The 23,005-nt window shown below is 65.7% G+C and carries 22 protein-coding genes and 1 tRNA gene; 10 read left to right on the top strand and 13 right to left on the bottom strand.

Annotation, left to right across the window (positions count from 1 at the left end; translation table 11 throughout):
- Positions 1-36: 36 nt before the first annotated feature.
- Complete coding sequence (locus AE618_RS16410) at positions 37-1,065, bottom strand: alpha/beta fold hydrolase (RefSeq protein WP_054210156.1); 1,029 nt, start codon at positions 1,063-1,065, stop codon at positions 37-39.
- 48 nt (positions 1,066-1,113) lie between these two features.
- A complete protein-coding gene (locus AE618_RS16415) occupies positions 1,114-2,349 on the bottom strand; it encodes a Zn-dependent hydrolase (protein ID WP_054210157.1) in 1,236 nt (411 codons plus the stop codon).
- 257 nt (positions 2,350-2,606) lie between these two features.
- Here AE618_RS16415 and AE618_RS16420 point away from each other — a divergent pair, with 257 nt between their 5' ends.
- The 3 genes from AE618_RS16420 to AE618_RS16430 all read left to right on the top strand — a co-directional run bounded on the left by AE618_RS16420 (position 2,607) and on the right by AE618_RS16430 (position 3,983).
- Complete coding sequence (locus AE618_RS16420; RefSeq protein WP_054210158.1) at positions 2,607-3,011, top strand: host attachment protein; 405 nt, start codon at positions 2,607-2,609, stop codon at positions 3,009-3,011.
- A 193-nt stretch (positions 3,012-3,204) separates the two neighbouring features.
- On the top strand, positions 3,205-3,576 hold the full coding sequence (locus tag AE618_RS16425; RefSeq protein WP_054210159.1) for a c-type cytochrome: 372 nt from the start codon (positions 3,205-3,207) through the stop codon (positions 3,574-3,576).
- Positions 3,577-3,617: 41 nt separating this feature from the next.
- A complete protein-coding gene (locus tag AE618_RS16430; RefSeq protein WP_156330312.1) occupies positions 3,618-3,983 on the top strand; it encodes a c-type cytochrome in 366 nt (121 codons plus the stop codon).
- A 2-nt stretch (positions 3,984-3,985) separates the two neighbouring features.
- On the opposite strand, the gene AE618_RS16435 is transcribed toward AE618_RS16430, so the two are convergent.
- Entirely contained in the window at positions 3,986-4,543 is a 558-nt protein-coding gene (locus AE618_RS16435; RefSeq protein ID WP_054210161.1) for a hypothetical protein, read from the bottom strand.
- Between the two features lie 217 nt (positions 4,544-4,760).
- Between AE618_RS16435 and AE618_RS16440 the strand changes: the two genes are divergently transcribed.
- A tRNA-Arg gene (locus AE618_RS16440) sits at positions 4,761-4,837 on the top strand.
- A 241-nt stretch (positions 4,838-5,078) separates the two neighbouring features.
- Here the strand turns inward: AE618_RS16440 and AE618_RS16445 are convergent.
- On the bottom strand, positions 5,079-5,603 hold the full coding sequence (locus AE618_RS16445) for a cupin (RefSeq protein ID WP_054210162.1): 525 nt from the start codon (positions 5,601-5,603) through the stop codon (positions 5,079-5,081).
- A gap of 249 nt (positions 5,604-5,852) precedes the next feature.
- Here AE618_RS16445 and AE618_RS16450 point away from each other — a divergent pair, with 249 nt between their 5' ends.
- Entirely contained in the window at positions 5,853-6,209 is a 357-nt protein-coding gene (locus AE618_RS16450) for a hypothetical protein (RefSeq protein ID WP_054210163.1), read from the top strand.
- A 102-nt stretch (positions 6,210-6,311) separates the two neighbouring features.
- Here AE618_RS16450 and AE618_RS16455 read toward each other — a convergent pair whose 3' ends face one another.
- The 3 genes from AE618_RS16455 to AE618_RS16465 form a co-directional block, all read right to left on the bottom strand.
- Positions 6,312-6,824: a tripartite tricarboxylate transporter TctB family protein gene (locus AE618_RS16455; protein ID WP_054210164.1), complete on the bottom strand. Its 513-nt coding sequence runs from the start codon at positions 6,822-6,824 to the stop codon at positions 6,312-6,314.
- 119 nt (positions 6,825-6,943) lie between these two features.
- Positions 6,944-7,948 carry a Bug family tripartite tricarboxylate transporter substrate binding protein gene (locus AE618_RS16460; protein WP_054210165.1) on the bottom strand — a complete coding sequence of 335 codons (1,005 nt, stop codon included), beginning with the start codon at positions 7,946-7,948 and terminating at the stop codon, positions 6,944-6,946.
- Positions 7,949-8,129: 181 nt separating this feature from the next.
- Positions 8,130-9,644, bottom strand: a complete 1,515-nt coding sequence (locus tag AE618_RS16465) for a tripartite tricarboxylate transporter permease (protein WP_054210166.1) — start codon at positions 9,642-9,644, stop codon at positions 8,130-8,132.
- Positions 9,645-9,904: 260 nt separating this feature from the next.
- Between AE618_RS16465 and AE618_RS16470 the strand changes: the two genes are divergently transcribed.
- The 5 genes from AE618_RS16470 to AE618_RS16490 all read left to right on the top strand — a co-directional run bounded on the left by AE618_RS16470 (position 9,905) and on the right by AE618_RS16490 (position 15,800).
- Positions 9,905-10,591 carry a GntR family transcriptional regulator gene (locus tag AE618_RS16470; protein ID WP_054210167.1) on the top strand — a complete coding sequence of 229 codons (687 nt, stop codon included), beginning with the start codon at positions 9,905-9,907 and terminating at the stop codon, positions 10,589-10,591.
- A gap of 58 nt (positions 10,592-10,649) precedes the next feature.
- The gene (gene oxc, locus AE618_RS16475; RefSeq protein ID WP_054210168.1) at positions 10,650-12,380 is read left to right on the top strand and encodes an oxalyl-CoA decarboxylase; all 1,731 of its coding nucleotides are present in this window, start codon (positions 10,650-10,652) and stop codon (positions 12,378-12,380) included.
- Positions 12,381-12,457: 77 nt separating this feature from the next.
- Complete coding sequence (gene frc / locus AE618_RS16480; protein ID WP_054210169.1) at positions 12,458-13,741, top strand: formyl-CoA transferase; 1,284 nt, start codon at positions 12,458-12,460, stop codon at positions 13,739-13,741.
- Positions 13,742-13,941: 200 nt separating this feature from the next.
- On the top strand, positions 13,942-14,841 hold the full coding sequence (gene sucD / locus AE618_RS16485) for a succinate--CoA ligase subunit alpha (protein WP_082365335.1): 900 nt from the start codon (positions 13,942-13,944) through the stop codon (positions 14,839-14,841).
- 233 nt (positions 14,842-15,074) lie between these two features.
- Positions 15,075-15,800, top strand: a complete 726-nt coding sequence (locus tag AE618_RS16490; RefSeq protein ID WP_054210170.1) for a GntR family transcriptional regulator — start codon at positions 15,075-15,077, stop codon at positions 15,798-15,800.
- Between the two features lie 63 nt (positions 15,801-15,863).
- Here the strand turns inward: AE618_RS16490 and AE618_RS16495 are convergent, their stop codons facing one another.
- The 6 genes from AE618_RS16495 to gcl all read right to left on the bottom strand — a co-directional run bounded on the left by AE618_RS16495 (position 15,864) and on the right by gcl (position 22,937).
- Positions 15,864-16,640, bottom strand: coding sequence for a fumarylacetoacetate hydrolase family protein (locus tag AE618_RS16495; protein WP_054210171.1), 777 nt, complete (start codon positions 16,638-16,640; stop codon positions 15,864-15,866).
- A 102-nt stretch (positions 16,641-16,742) separates the two neighbouring features.
- A complete protein-coding gene (gene pyk / locus AE618_RS16500; protein WP_054210172.1) occupies positions 16,743-18,155 on the bottom strand; it encodes a pyruvate kinase in 1,413 nt (470 codons plus the stop codon).
- A gap of 66 nt (positions 18,156-18,221) precedes the next feature.
- Positions 18,222-19,337: a 2-dehydropantoate 2-reductase gene (locus AE618_RS16505; protein WP_082365336.1), complete on the bottom strand. Its 1,116-nt coding sequence runs from the start codon at positions 19,335-19,337 to the stop codon at positions 18,222-18,224.
- Positions 19,338-19,362: 25 nt separating this feature from the next.
- Positions 19,363-20,247 (bottom strand): 2-hydroxy-3-oxopropionate reductase, encoded by an 885-nt coding sequence (locus tag AE618_RS16510; RefSeq protein ID WP_054210173.1) that lies wholly within the window; start codon positions 20,245-20,247, stop codon positions 19,363-19,365.
- A gap of 45 nt (positions 20,248-20,292) precedes the next feature.
- Positions 20,293-21,078: a hydroxypyruvate isomerase gene (gene hyi, locus AE618_RS16515; protein WP_054210470.1), complete on the bottom strand. Its 786-nt coding sequence runs from the start codon at positions 21,076-21,078 to the stop codon at positions 20,293-20,295.
- Between the two features lie 77 nt (positions 21,079-21,155).
- Positions 21,156-22,937: a glyoxylate carboligase gene (gene gcl, locus AE618_RS16520; protein ID WP_054210174.1), complete on the bottom strand. Its 1,782-nt coding sequence runs from the start codon at positions 22,935-22,937 to the stop codon at positions 21,156-21,158.
- Between the last annotated feature and the right edge of the window lie 68 nt (positions 22,938-23,005).

Here is a 23,005-nt window from a genome sequence, read left to right on the forward strand (position 1 = left end):
ATCCGCCAATCTGGACCGGATGGGGCTGCACGTCACTCACTGCGCGAGCAGATCGGCGATCTTGCGGCGCAGGAACTCCCGATCGGCGGCGATGTGGATCGGATTGCCGGCCCTGTGGCCGTAAATCGACGGAATGGGGCTGAAATCGACGGAGCGCGCATGGACCAGCAAAGGCCGTTCCGCCTCGTTGTCGCCGGGCTGGAAATAGCTGTCCGTCGCGCCCGGCATCAGCAGGATGCGGGCGCGGATGGCGGCCAGCGCGGCGGCGAGATCGCCGCCAAAGGCATCGCAGCGGCTGACATCGCCATCCTGCCAGGTGGCGATCTGGGCGAGCAGATCATTGGCGTCGCGCCGCGCGAAGGCGCCATCCCACGACCGGGCCAGGAAATCCTCCAGCGAGGTGAAGCCTAAGCCCCGCCAGGCTTCGTCGCGGTAGAAGCCATGCGACAGCGCCCAGCCGGCATAGACGCGCCCCATCGCGCGCATGCCGGCAACCGGCTGCGCGACGAAGCGACCATCCTGGAAAGCCGGATCGGCGATCAGCGCGGCCTTCACGCCTTCGAGGAAGACGTGATTGAAGGGTGAGCAACGCGCGCTGCCGCAGACGACTGCCGCGCGTTCGACCATCTCGGGGTGGAGCGCCGCCCAGTGATAGGCCTGCATGCCGCCCATCGACCAGCCATAGACCAGAGCGAGCCTGTCGACGCCGAAGCGCTCGATCAGCAGCCGGCGCTGGACCGCGATGGCATCGTGATAGCTGACCAGCGGATAACGGCCATCGCCCCAGGCATCGGGCGTATTCGACGGCGAGGAGGACAGGCCGTTGCCGAAGAGATTGGGGATGATGATGAAATAGCGCTGCGGATCGAGCACGCCCTCGCGCGAAACCAGCCATTGCGTGTCGTGATGCTGTGCGCTGAACGAGGTCGGATAGAGGATGACGTTGTCGCGCGCCGCGTTCAGCGTGCCGAAGGTTTTGTAAGCCAGCTTCATATCGGGGAAGACGACACCCGATCGCAGGGTGACATCGCCGGCTTCGAAGACGGCATGGTCAGAGTTGGTCACGTGCGCTGCTCCGAGCCGGTCGTGGCTTCATATGACGAGAACACAGAATCAGCCGGCGCGGTTGGCGCGAGCCAGGAGCGCGTGCAGCAGCACATTGCTGCCGGCGGCCGCATCGTCCTGCCGGCAATCCTCGTATTCGCTATGCGAGATGCCGTCCTTGCAGGGGATGAAGATCATCTGCGTCGGGCACCAGGGCGCCATCCGGATGGCGTCATGGCCCGCGCGCGAGCGCAGGCGCATCGTGCTGAAGCCCTGTTCTCCAGCGATGCCCTCGACGAGGTCGGCGAGCCCCGGATCGAAATCGACGGCCGGCCGGTCCGGCGAGGCCTCGACCTCGATCGCAATGCCGGTGCGCCGTGAAATCTCCGCGGCGGCCGCCGTAATCTCGCGACGCATCGCGCCCATGGCAACGCTATCGGGATGCGTGCCCGAATAGGTGAAGACGACGCGGTGGGGGATGTTGATGCGGTTGTTGGGCCAGAGCCGCAGCGAGGCCACACCCATCGATCCGACCGGCGCGTTGCGATGGCCGATCGCCTCGATCGCGGTGATCAATTCGGCCGCGGCGGCGAGCGGATTGCGGCGCTGGCCCATCGGCGTCGCCTGGGCATGGGCGTTGTCGCCGAGGCAGGTAACGTCGGCGAAGCAGTTGTGCTCGCTGCCCTCGACCACGCCGATCGTCCGCCCGGCCTGCTGCAGACGGTCGCCCTGCTCGATATGGAGCTCGAAATAGCTGTCGACCGGGCGGCCCATCGGGGCATCGCCGAGCTGGCGGATCTGTGCCAGCGCCTGCGCGACGGAGATGCCGGCCGGGTCCCTGGAGGCATGGGCCGTGGCGAGATCGAGCTGGCCGGTGAAGACCGCCGATCCCATCAGGCCCGGCGCGAAGCGGGCGCCCTCCTCATTGGTCCAGTTCACCACCTCGATGGGATGGCGCGTCGCGATGCCGGCCCGGTCCAGCGTGCGCAGGCATTCCAGCCCCGCCAGCACGCCGAGCACGCCGTCGAACTTGCCGCCGGGCGATTGCGTGTCGATATGGCTGCCGACGAAGACCGGCGCGAGACCGGGTTCAGTGCCCTCGCGCCGCCCGAAGATGTTGCCGATCGGATCGATGGAGACGGCGAGGCCCGCCTGCTCGAACCAGTAGCGCAGCAGGCTCCGGGCCGCGCCGTCGGCCTCCGTCAGTGCCAGGCGATCGCAGCCGCCGGCCGGCAGCGCGCCGATCTGGGCCAGAGTCAAGGTGTCCGACCAGAGACGGTCGGGGTCGATCGCGAGACGAGGCAAGGGCGTTCTCCGGGTCGGTGCATTCAACAGCGCCGCGACAACGTGCTCCGGCGGAGGCGGTTTCGGCAACGCCGAATGTGGCCGCATTGGAAACCCATGTCTCTTCGGCAGCGCCAGCCTTCGATGATCTTCCCTTCGAGCGAAACCGGTCAGGGAAAACGAGCCTTGATCGGGATCAATGCGGCGGCGGGCGCGTTGTCGATCAAAGACATGCAGGTCGCCTGCTTCCCGGGCCGGACCCAGCCGAGGACACCTCAATGCAACTCCCCCACGGTACCGTCATCGCTCTCGTCGACGGCAAGCAGTTCGCGCTTTTCCGCAACAGCGGCAACGAAGCCGACCCGGCGCTCGCAGCGATGCCGGCGCCCGATCTGGACGAGCACAACAGGGCCAGCGGCGCCGGACGGGATTCGAGTTCCGCCAATCCGACGGGGCATCAGATCGACGAGGATGCCCATGCCGCCGCCGTCACAGTCTGGCTCAATCACCAGGTCACCGGGCAGAAGATCGAGAAGCTCGTGGTCGTCGCCTCGCCGCGGACCTTGGGCGAGATGCGGCGCCACTACCACAAGCAGCTGGAGGCGGCACTTGTCGTCGAGCTGTCCAAGAACCTGATCGGCAAGAGCGGACCGGAGCTTCTGGCCGCCCTGCAGGATAAGTGACCAAGCGGCAGTAGCGCCCCGGCGGGGCGCTGCAACGCGCGCCACATCTTGTTGAAGCTCTTGCCTTGACCTCGATCAAGGCTGGGGCTTTGCACCCGCAGCATAGATGCGCTCGGCGACCTCACATTCGGGACCAGCCATGACAAGCACGACATCCCGGGCGGGCAAGCCTCCCAGGGACGCACGCGGTGCGATGCGGCTCATGCGCGTCGCCGGCGCCATGATCGTTGGCAGCTTCATGCTCGCCCAGCCAAGCCAGGCGATGCCGGCCGATGCGCAGCGGCCCGACAATGCCGAGAGCGTCGCCATCGGCAAGCGCGTGGCGCAGCAGCATTGCGGCGGCTGCCATGCCATCGAGGCGGGCGGCGCCAGCCCGAACCCGCGATCCCCTCCGTTTCCGCTGATCGCCGAGCGCTATCCGGGCGGTAACCCCGCGCCCGTTCTGATCGACGGCACGGTGGTCCGCCATCCCGGCATGCCTGAATTCAGCCTGATCGAGCACGAAACCGACGGGCTCGTGGCCTATATCCGGCGCGTTTCGCGCCTGTGGAAACCCGCGTCCTGACCCCAGCGGGGGGCTCTTCGCGACAAGAGGAGCACGGCGCCATGAAGGCTACCATCACCAGCTCACCGCAAACCGATGGCCCTCGCCTGCTCCGATGGGGTCTCGGGGCGCTTTGTGCCAGCGTGGCCTGCGCGGGCGGCGCCCTGGCGCAAGGCGTCGGCGATGCCCGTGCCGGCCGGGCAGTCGCGACGTCGCTCTGCATCCAGTGCCACGACATCGATGGCGCGGCCCGCGATCCCTCCCGGGTTCCGCCTGGTTTCGGCGCGGTCGCCGACATGGCCTCGCAAACCGCGCTTTCGCTGCGCGTCTTCCTGCAGACGCCGCATGGCGCCATGCCGCGCTATCAGCTGACACCCACCGAGACCGACGACGTCATTGCCTATATCCAGAGCCTCAGAGCCCGCTGACGTCAGGGTCCCGCCGGCAGGACAGGCCGACCGCGGCCAGCGCCGGTGACGCTTCCGATGATGTCATCCACCTCATCGCGTTCTATCCGTCGGTCAGCGAACAGTCTTTGCGCGACGGCCGCATGGGCCAGGCGCATCGACGGCTGGTAGAGGATCACGGTGGCCGCCCTCGCGCAGCGCTCTCGCAACAGCACCTCGTCAGCTGGCCGCAGCAGCGCGATATAGGGCTTCATCTGGTCGAGATCATCCGCATGCGAGTGAAGTTCGCCCGGATACCATTTCGCGGCCTTCCCCTCGTTCCAGTAGATCATCTCGCCGCAATGCCCGGCCGAGAGGATCGTGATCTCGACCTCGGCACGCAGCTGATCGCCGGGCCTGTCGGCCTGGAAGCCGCGCCGATAGGGCTCGAAGCAGGTCTCGCCGGAGAAGCCGTAAGGCGGCCGCAGCCAGGCATGGGTGATGCAGCGCTGGTGATGCCAGCCCACGACGATATGGCCTGCCTCGTGAAAGGCGCAGGCAGCGCGCCGGATGTCGGCAGGAATGGCGCTGAGAATCGGCATGACGCTGCCATTGTCATCGCCGCCGCAGCCGGCGCAATCCCGATGACGACTGCGGCACAACGTAGCGGATCGGCACCCGCCATGATGCGACGCACCTCCATCGGATTCGACCGCCGACCGGCTCTGACGCTTGATCGGTGCCGTTCCAAGTTCGTGCTCGTCGCGAAATCCCACATTGCCGAAGCAGCCGCGATCAGCTATTGCCCTTCCACGGTTTGCGCCCGTAGCTCAGCTGGATAGAGCGCTGCCCTCCGAAGGCAGAGGTCACACGTTCGAATCGTGTCGGGCGCGCCATGTCCCAATCGAAAATCCCAATGGTATCCGCTTAGGCGGGTCGCTCGACATGTGAGGCGCCCGGCTGCGGCCTTGGCGCCCGACAGAAGCCCGCCCCGGTTCTTGTGCATCAGGTCGAGCGCCCGGACGGCGCGAACGCATCGCACTCCGCGACGACTTGCCGACGGTGCATGGAAGGTCCTGTGCCGTGCGACATCGCCGGGTTTCGCCGCACCTGCTCGTGATCGGCCGCCTGCCTTCTTCAGGATTTGCTCACGACCGTGTCAGGCCACAGACGCAAGAGCGGCCCGTCCCGACCCAGCACCGGATCGACCAAGGGGAAGGGAAGGAAAGCGATCTGCTGGCGCATCGCCGGCGTCGGGGCCTCGCGGATGATATCGCCGGATTGTCCAGGCGGGTAGGCACCGACGACGAGGAGATCACGGGACTGCTCGATGCGACGGTGCCCCGTGCCCGCCGGCAGCAGGAGAACATCCCCGGCCTTGACCGCTATCCGCCGGCCGCCATCGCCGCCAAGGACGAGCTCGGCTGCTCCCGCCGCTATGCCCAGGACCTCGTGACCCCGCGAATGGTAGTGATCGAAGTCGTAGAGGCCGTCACGCCACTGCGGCGGCCAGCCATTGTCGTCGAAGCGCTTCTCCATGATCGATGCAAGATCGGCGTCGGGCGCGAAGGCCTGCGCGTAGATCAGGACCGGTAGCCTGGGATTGTTCGGGACAAAGCCGCGGGCTTCAAGGTGAATGGCCGTCGTCGTCGCGTCGCTCATGCCGATCTCCTTTGGGAGACCGGGAAACGCTCGTCTGCCGGCGCTGTTCCGCGCCTGATCTCGACGAACCCGATCCGGCAAACGGCTTTCCAGCGGGGCCGGCGTTTCCGAGCAACCCTGGCCTTGCCCATCGGACAAAGCTGACGACGGCCCTTGTATTTGCTATCGCTGGCAGCATCGCCCAAAGCATGACGGCTCCCTTGCGTTCGGCCGAAGCGGCCCGCTGGGCACCCGAGGAGACACACCGAGATGGCCAGCCCGCTTCGATTGCCGAAATCGAAAGCCCATCACATCGATGGCGCGCAGTTCCGCTTCGGCCTCGACGAGGTCGGTCTGAGCCCGGAACGCTTTGCCGATCTGTTCTGCAACGGCAGGGTCAAGCGTGTCCACGAATGGCTGGCGGGCGAACTGCCCGTGCCGCCCTGGGTGCCGGCACTGCTGGCCGCCATGGTCTCGCCGGAAGGCAGAACGCGCGCCATCGCCACGGCCGAACACCTGATCGCGGCGGGCGCATCGAGCGGCTCGGCGCGGGAGAGCGAGCCCGCGGCGCCCCCGGCGGCACCAAGGCCGCCTGCGCGCCGGACGACGCCCCCGGCGCGGTCCTGATTCAGCAAGTCGCGAGAGGGAGGCAATGCCGCCTCCCAGCTAAGGAGGCGTATCTGATCATCTCGTCCGGCGGCACCGCGCCGCCTGACCAGATGGCGGCGCTCAGTAGCCGAGCGCGGCCTCGAGCGGACCCTTGGGCAACGGCACGAGGAACCAGACCTCGAACATCAGGAAGTTGACGATCGCGATCCCAAGCGAGACCGTGGCGGCCTTCCAGAGCGGGAACTTGCCGAAGAAGACCATGAAGGCGCCGATATAGATCGTCGCCGAGACATAGATGCCGATGAAATGCGTCGCCAGCACGAAGATGACGGCGGGAACGAAGATCGCGGCCATGCGTCCAAGCCCGACCGAGTTCACTGCCGTCTCCGCGCCCTCGTCCGAATGCGGCAGGGCCTTGTAGAGGTTGACGAGGCTCGCGATGCCCATCGCCATCGCCATGTAGAACGGGAACAGGCCTGGCTGCGGTCCTTCGTTCGCCTTCCAGGAGATGCCGATGCGCAGGCTGTCGACGACCACGATCGCGCAGACGACCAGGAAGAAGATGGCAACCGCGATGTCGAGCGTGCGATAACTGGCGAGGGGCCGGCCTTCGGCTTCTTCGTTGGTGCTCATTGGGATGCTCCTCGCCGGATCCATGCGTTTCACCGCGCCGGCGCTGCAGGAAGGGGGCCTATGGACCGCGAGGAGCCTTGCCCGCTCGCGGTCCGGTTACGATCGATGTCGCGGCGCGATCACTGCGTCGCCAGGAAGCCGGCCTTCTTCATCAGGTCGGCATGCAGGCTCTGGGCTTCCGTCACCCATTTCTCGTAGTCGGCACCGGACAGGAAGGTCTGGTTGAAGGCGCCCTTTTCCATGAATTCATGCCACTCCGGCGTCGCCACGATCTTCTTCATCAGGTCGACGTAGAAGGCGACCTGCGCCGGGGTGGCGTTCTTGGTGGTGAAGATGCCGCGCAGCATCTGGTACTCGACCGGCAGTCCCGATTCCTTGCAGGTGGGAATGTCGCCCCAGGCTTCCTTGTCCGTGACCTTGGCGGTGTAGGTCGAGCGCTTGGCGTCGAAGATGCAGAGCGGCCGCAACTGACCGGCCCGCCACTGGGCAACGGCCTCGATCGGATTGTTGACGGTCGAATCGACGTGCTTGCCGACGAGCTGCACCGCGACCTGCCCGCCACCGGCATAGGGCACATAGGTGAACTTCTTGCCATCGGTCTGCAGTTCGACCGCCGCCGTGACGATCTGGTCTTCCTGCTTGGAGCCGGTGCCGCCCATCTTGAACTGACGGTCCGTGCCGGCCTTGACCGCCTCGACATAGTCTTTCGCCGTCTTGTACGGCGTCTCGCTGTTCACCCAGAGGACGAACTGGTCGAGCGCCAGCATGGCGACGGGCTTCATGTCCTTCCAATTGAACGGCGAGCCGGTTCCCAGCGGCGTCGTGAACAGGTTGGACAGGGTGATGGCGATCTTGTGCGGATCGTTGGCGCTGGCCTTCATCTCCAGGAAGCCTTCGGCACCAGCGCCGCCGCCCTTGTTGATGACGATCAGCGGCTGCTTCATCAGATTGTGCTTCTGGACGACGCCCTGAATGAAGCGCGCCATCTGGTCGGCACCGCCGCCCGTTCCCGCCGGGATGATCAGCGTCACCGGTTTCACGGGCTCCCAGCCTTGCGCCAGGGCTGGCGAGGCGAGGCAGGCACTTGCCGCCAGCGCTGCCGCGACACCCTGGATCTTGGACATTCCCCTCCGGACCATCATGCTTCTCCTTGTTGGCGGCTTGCTGCCGCGGTTGTTCGTCATGAAGTCGATTTTTTGGATTTCTAGCCCCGCGTGAGGTCTTCTTCCTGCGAGGATGCTTTGAACGGCGTCGCCGTCGTCGATGGCCGCGCGTTGGCGCGGCCATGTCAGCCAGGGTTGCCGGTCAGGCCGCCCGGGGAACCGGACCGTTGCCGGCGAGCTTGGCCTTGAGCGCCGTGAGCGCGGGCCAGAATGCCATCACCAGGCCAAGCGTCATGATGCCGCCGCACAGCCAGTTCGACCAGAAGACGCCGACATTGCCCTGGGAGACCAGCATCGCCTGCCGGAAGGAGCTCTCGGCCTGGTCGCCGAGTACCATCGCCAGGACCAGTGGCGGCAGCGGGTAGCGCAGCTTGTTGAACAGGTAGCCCAGGACGCCGAAGGCCAGCATCAGCCAGACATCGAACATCGCGTTGTTCACGGTGAAGGCACCGACCGCGCAGATGAAGACGATCGCCGGGGCGATGATCGAGAACGGCACGCGCAGGATCGCGGCGAAGAACGGCACGCAGGTCAGCACCATGACCAGGCCGACGACATTGCCGAGATACATCGAGGCGATCAGGCCCCAGACGAAGTCGGGTTGCTCGACGAAGAGGAGCGGACCGGGCTGCAGGCCCCAGATCAGCAAGCCGCCCAGCAGAACCGCAGCGGTGGGCGAGCCGGGAATACCGAGCGTCAGCATCGGCAGCAGGGCGGCCGTTCCCGCAGCGTGGGCGGCGGTTTCCGGCGCGACCACGCCCTCGAGCTCACCCTTGCCGAAATTGTTGCCCTTCTTGGAAAGCCGCTTGGCGATGCCGTAGCCCATGAAGGAGGCGGGCGTCGCACCGCCGGGCGTGATGCCCATCCAGCAGCCGACGATGCAGCTGCGCAGGAAGGTCGCCCACATCCGGGGCAGCTGCTTCCAGGTGCGGATGACCGCATCCATGCGCAGCTTGGCGGCGGCACCGTTGAACTTCAGCCCATCTTCCATCGAGGACAGGATCTCGCCGATGCCGAAGAGGCCGATGACCGCGACGAGGAACTTGAAGCCGTTGAGCAATTCATCCTGACCGAATGTCATGCGCAGCGTGCCGGTGACGTTGTCCAGACCGACGGAGGCGAGCGCGAAGCCGAGACACATCGAGGCGACGGTCTTGAAGGCCGAGCCTCGGCCCATTCCGATGAAACTGGCGAATGTCAGGAACTGGACCGCGAAGAATTCGGCCGGGCCGAATTTGAGCGCGAATTTGGCGACCACCGGCGCTAGGAAGGTGATCAGCGCCACAGCGAAGATCGCGCCGACAAAGGAGGAGGTGAAGGCGCCGACCAGGGCTTCGTCGGCCTTGCCGTTCTGCGCCATCGGGTGCCCGTCGAAGGTCGTCGCGACCGACCAGGGCTCACCGGGGATGTTGAACAGGATCGAGGTGATGGCGCCGCCGAACAGCGCGCCCCAGTAGATGCTGGTGAGAAGAATGATCGCCGAGGTCGGCGCCATCGTGAAGGTCAGCGGAAGCAGGATGGCGACGCCGTTCGCGCCCCCCAGCCCCGGCAAGACGCCGATGATGACACCAAGCGTGATGCCGATGACCATCAGCATGATGTGGTAGAAGCTGAGGGCGACAGCGAAGCCCCCCATGAGGGCATTCAGTTCATCCATGGCGCATTTCCCCAAAAACGGCGTGTTCTAGGACTGCGCAATGGTCAGCGCAGAACCGACGAGCCTTGTTGGAAGTAGCGTAAGATGAAAATTCGTGGCATGCAATATGCCATTTCTTGGTGCATTGCAGCAATAATGTTGCGGTAAAATGGCCGTTGCGCGCCTCTCTTCTTTCATTATATGGTATGCCAGAAACCACCGCTCCCAGCGCATGACGCGCCACTGACGGCTGGTCGTGACGGCACGGAAACCGATCCGCAATGGTCAGAGCTCGCCTAGACATCCAGCCGATCGAAGAGGTCCAGAGCCTCAAGAGCCGCGCCTATGACGCGTTGAAGGCAGCGATCAGCGCGATGAACATCTATGATGACGGCGCCAAGTTACGGCTCGACGAACGTGCTCTTTCGCTGCAGTTCGGCGTCAGCCGCACGCCGCTGCGCGAGGCGCTCGCCCAGCTCGAACAGGAGGGCCTGGTCCGGATCGCGCCGCGCCGCGGCATCTATATCGTGCGCAAGACCAAGGCCGAGATCCTGGAGATGATCACCGTCTGGGCCGCGCTCGAAAGCATGGCTGCGCGGCTGGTGACCCAGGTCGCGTCCGACGACGAGATCGCCAACCTGCACCGTCTCGTCGATACCTTCGACAGTGCCGATCTCGACTCGCATATGGGCGAATATTCGGACGCCAATATCCGGTTCCATGCGGCGATCATCGCCCTGTCGGGCTGCAAGCTCATCGCCGAGATCACCAATGGCCTGTTCGCGCATGTGCGCGCCATTCGCGAGCGCACCATCGCCGAGCAGGATCGGGCGCGCCGCTCGATCGTCGATCACAAGGAAATCGTCGAGGCCATGGAGGTACGCAACGGCGAGCGCGCCGAGCGGCTCGTGCGCGAGCACACCCTGAAGCTCAGGGCGCATGTGGAAAAATACGTCCAGCTCGACTGAGCCGGACGCGAAGACCAAGAAACAACCGGCTTCAAAAAGATCATCAGGAGGAATCGGAATGTCCGCGACACTACACAGCATCGGCGACAATGCAGACGAGCAGGAGCTGACGGACGGCTTCCACCTGATCATCGATGCGCTCAAGCTCAACGGCGTCGAGACCATCTATGGCGTGCCGGGCATCCCGATCACGGATTTCGGGCGCATGGCGCAGGCTGCCGGCATCCGCGTCATTTCGTTTCGCCACGAGCAGAACGCCGGCAATGCCGCGGCGATCGCCGGCTACCTGACGAAGAAGCCCGGCATCTGCCTCACCGTGTCGGCTCCCGGATTCCTCAACGGCCTGACCGCGCTGGCGAATGCCACGACCAACTGCTTTCCGATGATCCTGATCTCGGGCTCGTCCGAGCGCGAGATCGTCGACCTGCAGCAGGGCGACTATGAGGAGATGGACCAGCTCGCCATCGCCAAGCCCCTGTGCAAGGCTGCGTTCCGGGTGCTGCACGCCGCCGATATCGGCATCGCGGTCGCCCGCGCGATCCGCGCCGCGGTGTCGGGCCGTCCCGGCGGCGTCTATCTCGATCTGCCGGCGAAGCTGTTCTCCCAGACGATGGATGCGAAGGCCGGCGAGAAGTCGCTGGTCAAGGTCATCGACGCGGCGCCCGCCCAGATTCCCGCCCCGTCGGCCGTCAAGCGCGCGCTCGATGTGCTGAAGAGCGCCAAGCGTCCCCTGATCATCTTCGGCAAGGGCGCAGCCTATGCCCAGGCCGATGACGAGATCCGCGCGCTGGTCGAGAAAAGCGGGATTCCGTTCCTGCAGATGAGCATGGCCAAGGGCCTGCTGCCCGACACCCACCCGCAATCGGCGGGCGCGGCGCGCTCGACGGTGCTCAAGGATTCCGACGTCGTCATGCTGGTCGGCGCGCGGCTCAACTGGCTGCTCTCGCATGGCAAGGGCAAGACCTGGGGCGACGCGCCCAAGAAGTTCATCCAGATCGACATCGAGCCCAAGGAAATGGACTCCAATGTCGAGATCGTCGCCCCGCTGGTCGGCGATATCGGCTCCTGCGTCTCGGCGCTGCTCGAAGGCATCGACGGCAACTGGCCGGCCCCGCCAGCCGACTGGATTTCGACCGTCAATGCGAAGCGCGACGAGAACATCGCCAAGATGGCGCCGCGTTTGATGAAGAACTCGTCGCCGATGGACTTCCACGGCGCGCTCGGTGCCCTGCGCACCGTCATCAAGGAGCGGCCGGACGCCATCCTCGTCAATGAAGGCGCCAACACGCTCGATCTCGCGCGCGGCATCATCGACATGTACCAGCCGCGCAAGCGCCTGGACGTCGGCACCTGGGGCGTCATGGGCATCGGCATGGGCTTCGCCGTCGCCGCCGCCATCGAGACCGGCAAGCCGGTGCTCGCCGTCGAGGGCGATTCGGCCTTCGGCTTTTCCGGCATGGAGGTCGAGACGATCTGCCGATACAATCTGCCGGTCTGCATCGTCATCTTCAACAACAACGGCATCTATCGCGGCACCGACGTCAATCCGCTGGGTGGCGATGTCGCCACCACGGTCTTCGTCGAAAATGCGCGCTACGACAGGATGATGGAGGCCTTCGGCGGCGTCGGCGTCAACGTCACCACGCCCGACGAGCTGAAGCGCGCCGTCGATGCGGCGATGAATTCCGGCAAGCCGACCCTGATCAACGCCGTGATCGACCCCGCAGCCGGCACCGAGAGCGGCCGCATCGGCAACCTCAACCCGCAAAGCGTCGTCCGCAAGAAATAGGCTGCGCAGAGGAGATTCCCGGCGCCGGAGGCAACCCGGCGCCGGCGACAACCCGCGGCAAGAAAGGGGGAGACCGAATGAAAGCGCTCGAAGGTGTCAGGATTCTCGATTTCACCCATGTGCAATCCGGGCCGACCTGCACGCAGTTGCTCGCCTGGTTCGGCGCCGATGTGATCAAGGTGGAGCGCCCCGGCACCGGCGACATCACGCGCGGCCAGCTCTGCGACCTGCCCGATGTGGACAGCCTCTATTTCACGATGCTGAACCACAACAAGCGTTCGATCACGCTGGACACCAAGACCCCCGAGGGCATGGACGTGCTCTGGGAGATGGCCAAGGTCTGCGACGTGCTGGTCGAGAATTTCGCGCCGGGCGTGCTCGACCGCATGGGCTTCTCCTGGGACAAGCTTCACGCGGTCAATCCGCGCCTGATCGTCGCCTCGGTGAAGGGCTTCGGCCCCGGCCCTTATGCCGACTGCAAGGTGTATGAGAACGTCGCGCAATGCGCCGGCGGCTCCGCCTCGACCACCGGCTTCCGCGACGGGCCGCCGCTGGTGACCGGCGCGCAGATCGGCGATTCCGGCACGGGCCTTCACCTGGCGCTGGGGATCGTCACGGCGCTGTTCCACCGCACCCGTTCGGGGCTCGGCCAGAAGGTCGATTGCGCGATGCAGGACGGCGTCCTGAACCTCTGCCGCATCAAGCTGCGCGACCAGCAGCGCCTGGAGCACGGGCCGCTGAAGGAATACAGCCAGTTCGGTGACGGCGAGCCCTTCGGCACCTCGGTGCCGCGCGCGGGCAACGATTCCGGCGGCGGCCAGCCCGGCCGCATCCTGAAATGCAAGGGCTGGGAGACCGATCCCAACGCCTATATCTACTTCATCACCCAGACGCCGGTCTGGGGCGCCATTTGCGACGTCATCGGCGAGCCGGGCTGGAAGACCGATCCAGACTACGCCAAGCCAGCGGCCCGCCTGCCCCGGCTGAACGAAATCTTCGCGCGCATCGAGCAATGGACCATGACCAAGACCAAGTTCGAGGCCATGGACATCCTGAACGTCCACCACATTCCCTGCGGCCCGATTCTGTCGATGAAGGAAATCGCGGAGGAAACGTCGCTGCGCGAGACCGGGACCGTGGTCGAAGTGGACCACCCCCTTCGCGGCAAATATCTCTCGGTCGGAAATCCGATCAAGCTCTCCGCCAGCCCGACCGAGGTGACGCGCTCCCCGCTGCTCGGCGAGCACACCAACGAGATCCTCCGCGACGTGCTAAAGTTCGACGACAGCCGGATCGCGGCGATCCTGGCGTCGGGCGCCACGGGCGCGACCGAGGCCCCGTCACGTGTCGCAGCCGAGTAAGGCACCGGCCGCTTTTTTTCTCTCGACCACCTTGGGCCAGATTCTCGCGGGAGGCTCTGGCTTTTTGTTGCGCATGCAACCATTCTCTTCTTGACAGCGATTCATATTGGCATGCCAAATACCAAATAAGCACCAATCCCGATTGAACGATCGAACACAGATCGACGGGATAGGCGGAAAAACGATCCTGGGGAGGATCCATGTCCATTCTGATTGACAAGACCACCAAGGTCATCTGCCAGGGCTTCACCGGCGAGAATGGCACCTTCCACTCCGAGCAGGCGATCGCCTATGGCACGCAGATGGTCGGCGGCACCTCCCCGGGTAAGGGCGGCTCGCTTCATCTCGGCCTGCCGGTCTTCGACAGCGTCCATGAGGCCAAGGCCAAGACCGGCGCGACCGCGTCGGTCGTCTATGTGCCGCCTCCGGGCGCGGCCGATGCGATCTGCGAGGCGATCGACGCCGAGATCCCGCTGATCATCTGCATCACCGAGGGCATTCCGGTGCTCGACATGGTCAAGGTCAAGCGCTCGCTGATCGGCTCCAAGTCGCGGCTGATCGGGCCCAACTGCCCCGGCGTCGTGACCGCGGGCGAGAGCAAGATCGGCATCATGCCGGCCAACATCTTCAAGCCGGGCTCTGTCGGCATCGTCTCGCGCTCGGGCACGCTGACCTATGAGGCGGTGTTCCAGACCACCCGCGAGGGGCTGGGCCAGACGACCGCCGTCGGCATCGGCGGCGACCCGGTCAAGGGCACCGAGTTCATCGACATGCTCGAGATGTTCCTGGCCGACGAGCACACCAAGTCGATCGTGATGATCGGCGAGATCGGCGGCTCGGCCGAGGAGGATGCGGCGCAGTTCATCAAGGACGAGGCCAAGCGTGGCCGCTCCAAGCCGATGGTCGGCTTCATCGCCGGGAATGGCGGCGGCGCCGCAGACAAGATCGCGGCCATGGAAGCCGCCGGCATCAGGGTTTCGTTCTCGCCGGACCGCATGGGCGAGACGCTCGCCGCCGTCCTGCGGAATCAGCCGCTGAGTCGGGAAAAGCGGGCCACGGAGATCAGACAGCGTGTGTCCGAGATCGAGTGGTCGTTCTGACAGGGGGCTCCGCCGCCTGTCTCGTTCCACCCGCCCCAGCGCCATGCGAGGCTCATGGGGGCAACGAGCGGGGGAAGGCCGGGCCGGGAGGCTTTGGCGCCCAAACAGGTATGATCGTGCCGGCTTCGCGCCGAAACAGGGATTTCAACGACACCGAGGTATCTGGTAGACCATGACGATGCACCGGCGCGCCGACGCGCGCATCTCGGCCGGGTCATCAGGAGTTGCCCCCTTTGAAAGTTCCAAGGCTTAAGTCGCCGCCGGAGAGTTCCGCGCAGAGCCTCGTCCTCGAGCGTTTCGCGCCGGAGGAAACCTTCAAGACCAAGGTCTACGCCGCGCTGAAGCACGCGATCATCAACATGGACATCTACGGCTCATCGGAGCCGACCTGGATCGACGAGCGCCAGTTGTCCGAGAAGCTCGGCGTCAGCCGGACGCCGGTGCGCGAGGCGGTCGCCATGCTGGAGCAGGAGGGCTTCGTGAAGTCGCTGCCGCGGCGCGGCATCATGGTTCTCAAGAAGACCAAGAGCGAGGTCGTGGAGATGATCCAGGCCTGGGCGGCGCTGGAGAGCATGGCGGCGCGCCTTGTGGTCCAGCGTGCGACGGATGCCGAGATCGGCACGTTGCGGACGCTGTTCAAGGACTTCAACGACGCCCACAAGCCATCCGACCATCTCAACGAATATTCCGACACCAACGTCGTCTTCCACCAGACGCTGATCGGCCTCAGCCGCTCGCAACTGCTGGTCGACATGACCGACAATCTGCTGCTGCATGTGCGCGGAATCCGCCAGATGACGATCGGCCGCGACGACCGCGCCAGCCGTTCGATCGTCGATCACCTGAAGATCATCGAGGCGCTGGAGCGCCGCGACATGGTGCAGGCCGAGCAGTTGTCGCGCGACCATGCGCTCGGGCTCGCCGCCTATGTCGACGAGCACGCCGACATCTTCGATTGAGCGTGGGGCACGCCGACATCTTCGATTGAGGGCCAGCCTTCCGCGATCCGCAAGAAGCCGAGGCTACTGGACGAAGCCGTTGGTCAGCGTGCCGATGCCGTCGATGATCACCTCCACGGTATTCACCGGCTCCTTCATGGTGCCGACGCCGAGCGAGGTTCCACAGCAGATCAGGTCTCCGGGCAGCAGCGTCATGTCGTGCGAGATGCGGCTGACCAGCTCATACGGCTGGAAGATCATGTCCGCGACGGGATAGTTCTGGCGCTCCTGGCCGTTGAGCACGGTGCGGATCGTCAGGCTGCTTGGATCGAGGCCTTTCGCCACGACCGGCCCGAACGGGCCGAAGCCGTCGAAGCTCTTGGCGCGCACCCATTGCGCGAAGGTCGGATCGGCCGCGATCAAATCCGCCGCCGTGATGTCGTTGACGCAGGTGTAGCCGAAGATGACATCACCGGCCGCCTCCGGCGTGACGCGACTGCATTTCCGGCCGATGACGATGCCGAGCTCGCCCTCATAGACCACCCGGCCGGCATAGGATGGCGGCCGGGGGATCGTCGCGCCCGGCGCCGCCAGGCAGGACGGCGCCTTCATCAGATAGAGCGGGTCCACCGGCGCCGACATCGACATCTTGGCGGCGAGCGCGTGGAAGTTGTTCCACAAGGCGATGATCTTGGAGGGCGCGGTCGGCGCCAGAAGTGTGACGTCTGAGAGTGGCACCTGTTCGCCCGTCGCTTTTGAGCCGGCAAACATGCCGCCTTCATGGATGCTGACCATCTCGCCCTCGACCGTGCCGAATCCCTCGGCTCCATCACATGAGAAGCGGATCCAGAAGGTCGCCATATCCTGGCGATCTTGCCGGATCCTCTGCTTGATTGCTGAACTGGCCATCGTCTTCCCCCTTGTCGGCTTCTTATTGAAACGGGGCGACGACGGCCGAGAGCCTCAGACCGCCACCACCCTGAGATTGTTGGTGCTGCCGGCCTGTCCGAACGGAACGCCGGCCACCACGACGATCGTCTCGCCGCGCTTGACGTAGTCCGCCGCGAGCGCCTGGGCGGCCGCCTGCTCGACCATCTGCGAATACTCGCCGACATCGTCGCACTGAATGCTGTAGGTTCCCCACAACAGCGCGAGACGGCGCGCGGTCGAGAGTTCCGGCGTCAGCCCGAGAATCGGCACCGGCGAACGCTGGCGCGCGATGCGGTAGGCCGTGGTCCCCTTCTGAGTGAAGGCGACGATGGCGGAGGCGCCGAGCGCATCGGCGACCTCGGAGGCGGCGGCGGCCACCGCATGCTGCGGCATCGGTTCGATAGCCGGCTTCAGAGCTTCGATGATCGGCCGGTAGGAGCGATGCTGCTCGGTGCGGCGGATGATCCGGTCCATGGTCTCGACCGCGATGACCGGGAACTGGCCCGAGGCGCTCTCGGCCGAAAGCATGACCGCGTCGGCGCCGTCATAGATGCCGGTGGCGACGTCGGAGGCCTCCGCGCGGGTCGGGGTCGGCGTCACGATCATCGATTCCAGCATCTGGGTCGCGATGATCACGGGCTTGCCGGCGAGGCGGCAGAGCCGGACCAGATCCTTCTGCGCGCCGGGCACGTCCTCGGCCGGGATTTCGACGCCGAGATCGCCCCGCGCCACCATGACGGCGTCGGAGAGCGCAATGATGTCGTCGATCGCGGTGAGCGCCGAGGGCTTCTCGATCTTGGACATGACGCCGGCGCGGCCGCCGACCAGCGCATGGGCCTCGATCAGGTCGGACGCACGCTGGACGAAGGAAAACGCCACCCAGTCGACGCCGAGATCGAGCCCGAAGGCCAGATCCTCGCGATCCTTCGTGGTGATCGGCGAGAGCTGCAGCACGGTGTCGGGCAGGTTGACGCCCTTGCGATCGCTGACCACGCCGCCGGTGACGACGCGCGCCTCGATCATGTCGCTGGTGCAGCCGGTCACCTGAAGGCGGACCTTGCCGTCGTCGACCAGCAGGTTGTGGCCCGGCATGACCGCCTCGAAGATCTCCGGATGCGGCAGCGGCAGATGCCCCGCATCGCTGGCCGCCTTGTCGAGCACGAGCCTGATCGTCGAGCCGGTGGGAAGCGCGATCTTGCCGTCCTTGACCGCTCCGAGGCGGATCTTCGGCCCCTGCAGATCCTGCAGGATGGCGATCGGATAGTTCGCCTCTTTTTCGAGCGCACGGATGATGTCGTGCCGCGCCCGGTGGTCGTCCTTGCTGCCATGGCTGAAGTTCAGCCGGAAGACATCGACCCCGGCCTCGAACAGGCGCTTGATGGTGTCGGCATCGGAACTCGCGGGCCCCAGCGTGGCCACGATCTTCGCGCGTCGTTGTCTTTTCACGGTGTCCTCACAATGCCCCGGGCCGGCGGCAGGTGTCCTGCCCCAACCGGCGTCGATTCGCGCGCATCATGAGACGGCCAGTTGACGCTCGTCCACTGCGGGACGGTCTGCCGCACGGGTTTCTGGCTGGCTGGTTTCCTGAGGGTAAGCATCTTTTTCTTCAGAGGAAGCGTCTTGCGCGCGTCCGGACATGTCTTGCGGAACGGTCGGATAGACGCCCTCGGCACGGCCCATCTGCTGCACCAGCCCCAGCACCGCATCGATATAGGGCGTGTCGAGCTTGACCAGCCGGCCCATCTCCTGGACGGCGGTCAAAAGCGCATCGATCTCGAGCGGCCGGCGCTTGTCGAGATCCTGAAGCATCGAGGTGCGATGGGCACCGACGCCCGCCGCCCCGTCGATGCGGCGATCGACATCGACCCGGAAATGCGCGCCGAGCGTCTCGCCGATCGCCTGTGCCTCCAGCATCATGCTGCGGGCGAGCGCGCGGGTGCCGGGCTCGGTCGCTATGACGTCGAGCGTCGCATGGGTCAGGGCCGAGATCGGGTTGAAGCAGAGGTTGCCCCAGAGCTTGAGCCAGATGTCATCGCGAATGTCGGAAAACAGGCGCGGCTTCAGCCCTCCCTCCGTGAGCGCATCGGCAAAACGGGTCAACCGCTGGCTTTCCCTTCGGTTGGGCTCGCCGAGGCCGAACTGGTCGCCATAGACATGCTTGACGACGCCGGGCTCGAGGATTTCGGTCGCGGGATAGACCGTGCAGCCGATGATCCGTTCGGGGCCGATGGCGCGCCACTGCCGGTCGCCGGGATCGACGCTGCGGAGCCTGCGATCGGCATACTCGCCGTCGAGGCCGTGAAAATACCACCAGGGCACACCGTTCTGGGCGGTGACGACGGCGGTGTCGGGCCCCAGCAGCGGCTTGATGTCCTCGGCCGCCTCCCAGGCCTGATGCGCCTTGAGCGCGATGATGACGACATCCTGACGGCCGAGATCGCGCGGATCGCGGCTCGCCGGCATCGCTTCCGTCACCGTCTCGTGTTTGAGGATCAGCGTCAGCCCCTTGGCCTTGATCGCCTCCAGATGGGCGCCGCGGGCCACGAGCGAGACGTCGTGGCCGCCGCGCTTCAGCATCACGCCCATATATCCGCCGATCGCGCCGGCGCCGTAGATGCAGATCTTCATGGAGCGTCCTCCTCCGTTGTTATGGTCAGGCGACTTCGTGGTTCGCCATCCGTTCGAGCGCCTTGACCATGGCGGAATGGTCCCAGTCCTTGCCGCCATGGGCGACGCAGGCGTTGAAGAGTTCCTGCGCGGTCGCGGTGTTGGGCAGCGACAGGCCGAGCGACCTGGCGCTTTGCAGCGCGAGGTTGAGGTCCTTCTGGTGCAACCCGATCCGGAAGCCGGGATTGAACGTCCGCTTGATCATGCGCTCGCCGTGGATCTCCAGGATCTTCGACGAGGCGAAGCCGCCCATCAGGGCCTGGCGCACCTTGGCCGGATCGGCGCCCGCCTTGGAGGCGAAGAGCAGCGCCTCGCCGACCGCCTCGATCGTCAGCGCGACGATGATCTGGTTGGCGACCTTGGTGGTCTGGCCGTCGCCATTGCCGCCGACCAGGGTGATGTTCTTGCCCATCAGTTCGAACAGCGGCTTGACCCGCTCGAACGCAGCCTCGGGTCCGCCGACCATGATCGTCAGGCTGGCCGCCTTGGCGCCGACCTCGCCACCCGAGACGGGAGCATCGAGATAAAGCCCGCCAGCGGCCTCGATCCGCGCCGCGAAATCCTTGGTCGCCATCGGCGAGATCGAGCTCATGTCGATGACGATTGTACCGGCCGAGAGGCCGGCCGCGACGCCATCGGGCGAGAACAGCACGTCCTCGACCTGCGGCGTGTCGGGCAGCATCAGGATGACGACGTCGCTCGCCGCCGCGACCGCCTTCGGCGTCGCATGGACGGTGACGCCGCTCGTCGTGAGCTCCGGCGCCACCGGCTTGTGATGGCTCGACGCATGCAGGCTGTGGCCGCCGGCGATCAGATGCTCCGCCATCGGGCGGCCCATGATGCCCAATCCGATGAAACCGATATGCGTCATGTCTCAACCCTCTCCGCAGTCAGCATTCGACGACCCTGGCGACCGTCAGGCGGCCAAGGACTTGCCGGGCAGCCAGGACAGGCCGTCGCGCGTGTCGCTTGCGGGCTTGTATTCGCAGCCGACCCAGCCGGCGTAGCCGATCGCGTCGAGGTGGCGGTACAGGAAGGGGAAGTTGATCTCACCCGTGCCCGGCTCGTTGCGTCCGGGATTGTCGGCGAGCTGGATATGGGCGATCCGGTCGAGATTGGCCTCGATCGTGCGCGCCAGATCCCCCTCCATGATCTGCATGTGGTAGATGTCGTATTGCAGGAAGAGATTGGGGGAATCGACGTCGTCGAGCAGGCGCAGCGCCTGCGCGGTGGTGTTCAGGAAGAAACCTGGAATGTCGCGCGTGTTGATCGGCTCGACGAGCAGCGCGATGCCCTCCTGCCCCAGCTCATGGGCGGCGAAGCGCAGGTTGTTGACCAGGGTTTCATGCAGCCGGGCCGGCTCGATGCCGGGCGGTGCCACGCCGACGAGGCAGTTGACCTGCCTGCAGCCCAGCATCGTGGCGTAGTCGATCGCCTCGAACACGCCGCGCTGAAACTCGCTGACCCGGTCGGGCAGGATGGCGATGCCGCGCTCGCCCGCGGCCCAGTCGCCCGCGGGAAGATTGTGCAGAACCTGAGCGAGGTTCCAGCGCGTCAGCGCAGCGGCGAGCGTGCGCTTGTCGAAGGGATAAGGGAACAGATACTCGACGCCGGTGAAGCCGGCCTCGGCGGCCGCCTGGAACCGGTCGAGGAATTCCAGCTCGTTGAACAGCATCGTCAGGTTTGCGGCAAAGCGTGGCATGGTCTCGTCCGTGATTGCGAAGGCCGGATGGGCAAGGGGGCGACAGGCGCGGCGGGTGAACGCCGCGCGCTGGGATGTCATTCCGCCGGCTCGAGTTCGGTGTGCGGCGAGGCCGGCAAGGGCAGGTCGAGCACCTCCTCGAACTCCACGACAGCGTCGATCTCGGTGCCCATCGCGATGTTGGTGACGCGCTCCAGGATGAACTCCATCACCACCGGCACCTGATGCTCCTTGAGCCAGGCCTTGGCCTGGGCGAAGGCCGCCTTGAACTCGTTGGGGCTGCGCACCCGGATCGCCTTGCAGCCGAGACCTTCGGCGACCGCGACATGGTCGACGCCATAGCCGGCGAGATCGGGCGCATTGATGTTCTCGAAGGCGAGTCCGACCTGGAAATCCATGTCGAAGCCGCGCTGGGCCTGGCGGATCAGGCCGAGATAGGAGTTGTTCACGACGATGTGGATGTAGGGCAGCTTGAACTGCGCCCCGACCGCGAGTTCCTCGATCAGGAACTGGAAATCGTAGTCGCCCGACAGCGCCACGATCTCGCGCTCGGGATCGGCGGCGCGCACGCCGAGAGCCGCCGGCAGCGTCCAGCCGAGCGGCCCGGCCTGGCCGCAATTGATCCAGTGGCGCGGATTGTGGACATGCAGGAACTGCGCGCCGGCGATCTGCGACAGGCCGATCGTCGAGACGTAGCAGACGTCGCGGCCGAAGGCCTCGTTCATCTCCTCATAGACGCGCTGCGGCTTCAGCGGGACATCGTCGAAATGGCTCTTGCGCAGCATGGTCTCGCGCCGGCCGAGGCAGTCTTTCGCCCAGTCGTTGCGATTCTTGAGCCGGCCCTTGCCCTCCTGCTCGCGCGCCACGGCGACGAACAGCTCGAGCGCCGCCTTGGCGTCCGAGACGATGCCGAAATCCGGGTTGAAGACGCGGCCGATCTGGGTGGGCTCGATATCGACATGAATGAAGGTGCGGTTCTTGGTATAGGTCTCGATCGAGCCCGTGTGCCGGTTGGCCCAGCGATTGCCGATGCCGAGCACGAAATCGGAGGCCAGCATCGTCGCATTGCCGTAGCGGTGGCTGGTCTGCAGGCCGACCATGCCGGCCATCAGCGGGTGGTCGTCGGGAATCGCGCCCCAGCCCATCAGGGTCGGCACGACCGGCACGCCGGTCAGCTCGGCGAACTCGACCAGAAGGTCGCAGGCATCGGCATTGATGATGCCGCCGCCGGCGACGATCAGCGGCCGCTCGGCGGCCTGCAGCATCGCCATCGCCTTCTCGATCTGGCGGCGCGAGGCCGCCGGCTTGTAGACAGGCAAGGGCTCGTAGGTCTCGTCGTCGAACTCGATCTCGGCCATCTGGACGTCGATCGGCAGGTCGATCAGCACTGGGCCGGGACGGCCCGAGCGCATGATGTGGAAGGCCTGCTGGAAGACGCGGGGCACCAGGCCCGGCTCACGCACCGTCACAGCCCATTTCGTCACCGGCTTGGCGATCGATTCGATGTCGATGGCCTGGAAATCCTCCTTGTAGAGGCGCGCGCGGGGGGCCTGGCCGGTGATGCAGAGGATGGGGATGGAATCGGCAATGGCCGAATACAGCCCGGTGATCATGTCGGTGCCGGCCGGGCCGGAGGTGCCGATGCAGACGCCGATATTGCCGGCCTTGGCGCGGGTGTAGCCCTCGGCCATGTGAGAGGCGCCCTCGACATGGCGCGCCAGGATGTGATGGATCGACTGGCGGCTGTTCAGGGCGGCATAAAGCGGATTGATCGCCGCGCCCGGCACGCCGAAGGCCTGCGTCACACCCTCACGCTCCAGAACCCTGACGGCGGCCTCGATGGCTCTCATTTTCGGCATGGCGCAGTCTCCCGGCGAGATGCTTGTTGATTGGCATACCAGATACCATCGCCCTATACCGGTCAATT

Source organism: Allobosea vaviloviae (assembly GCF_001298265.1).
GTDB lineage: Bacteria > Pseudomonadota > Alphaproteobacteria > Rhizobiales > Beijerinckiaceae > Allobosea > Allobosea vaviloviae_B.

What these genes read in the sequence shown, in the direction of transcription:
- AE618_RS16420 (WP_054210158.1), top strand. Translation starts at nt 2,607, where the DNA reads ATGCAACTCCCCCACGGTACCGTCATCGCTCTCGTCGACGGCAAGCAG.
- AE618_RS16425 (WP_054210159.1), top strand. Translation starts at nt 3,205, where the DNA reads ATGCGGCTCATGCGCGTCGCCGGCGCCATGATCGTTGGCAGCTTCATG.
- AE618_RS16430 (WP_156330312.1), top strand. Translation starts at nt 3,618, where the DNA reads ATGAAGGCTACCATCACCAGCTCACCGCAAACCGATGGCCCTCGCCTG.
- AE618_RS16435 (WP_054210161.1), bottom strand. Translation starts at nt 4,543, where the DNA reads ATGCCGATTCTCAGCGCCATTCCTGCCGACATCCGGCGCGCTGCCTGC.
- AE618_RS16445 (WP_054210162.1), bottom strand. Translation starts at nt 5,603, where the DNA reads ATGAGCGACGCGACGACGACGGCCATTCACCTTGAAGCCCGCGGCTTT.
- AE618_RS16450 (WP_054210163.1), top strand. Translation starts at nt 5,853, where the DNA reads ATGGCCAGCCCGCTTCGATTGCCGAAATCGAAAGCCCATCACATCGAT.
- AE618_RS16455 (WP_054210164.1), bottom strand. Translation starts at nt 6,824, where the DNA reads ATGAGCACCAACGAAGAAGCCGAAGGCCGGCCCCTCGCCAGTTATCGC.
- AE618_RS16460 (WP_054210165.1), bottom strand. Translation starts at nt 7,948, where the DNA reads ATGTCCAAGATCCAGGGTGTCGCGGCAGCGCTGGCGGCAAGTGCCTGC.
- AE618_RS16465 (WP_054210166.1), bottom strand. Translation starts at nt 9,644, where the DNA reads ATGGATGAACTGAATGCCCTCATGGGGGGCTTCGCTGTCGCCCTCAGC.
- AE618_RS16470 (WP_054210167.1), top strand. Translation starts at nt 9,905, where the DNA reads ATGGTCAGAGCTCGCCTAGACATCCAGCCGATCGAAGAGGTCCAGAGC.
- oxc (WP_054210168.1), top strand. Translation starts at nt 10,650, where the DNA reads ATGTCCGCGACACTACACAGCATCGGCGACAATGCAGACGAGCAGGAG.
- frc (WP_054210169.1), top strand. Translation starts at nt 12,458, where the DNA reads ATGAAAGCGCTCGAAGGTGTCAGGATTCTCGATTTCACCCATGTGCAA.
- sucD (WP_082365335.1), top strand. Translation starts at nt 13,942, where the DNA reads ATGTCCATTCTGATTGACAAGACCACCAAGGTCATCTGCCAGGGCTTC.
- AE618_RS16495 (WP_054210171.1), bottom strand. Translation starts at nt 16,640, where the DNA reads ATGGCGACCTTCTGGATCCGCTTCTCATGTGATGGAGCCGAGGGATTC.
- AE618_RS16505 (WP_082365336.1), bottom strand. Translation starts at nt 19,337, where the DNA reads ATGAAGATCTGCATCTACGGCGCCGGCGCGATCGGCGGATATATGGGC.
- AE618_RS16510 (WP_054210173.1), bottom strand. Translation starts at nt 20,247, where the DNA reads ATGACGCATATCGGTTTCATCGGATTGGGCATCATGGGCCGCCCGATG.
- hyi (WP_054210470.1), bottom strand. Translation starts at nt 21,078, where the DNA reads ATGCCACGCTTTGCCGCAAACCTGACGATGCTGTTCAACGAGCTGGAA.
- gcl (WP_054210174.1), bottom strand. Translation starts at nt 22,937, where the DNA reads ATGCCGAAAATGAGAGCCATCGAGGCCGCCGTCAGGGTTCTGGAGCGT.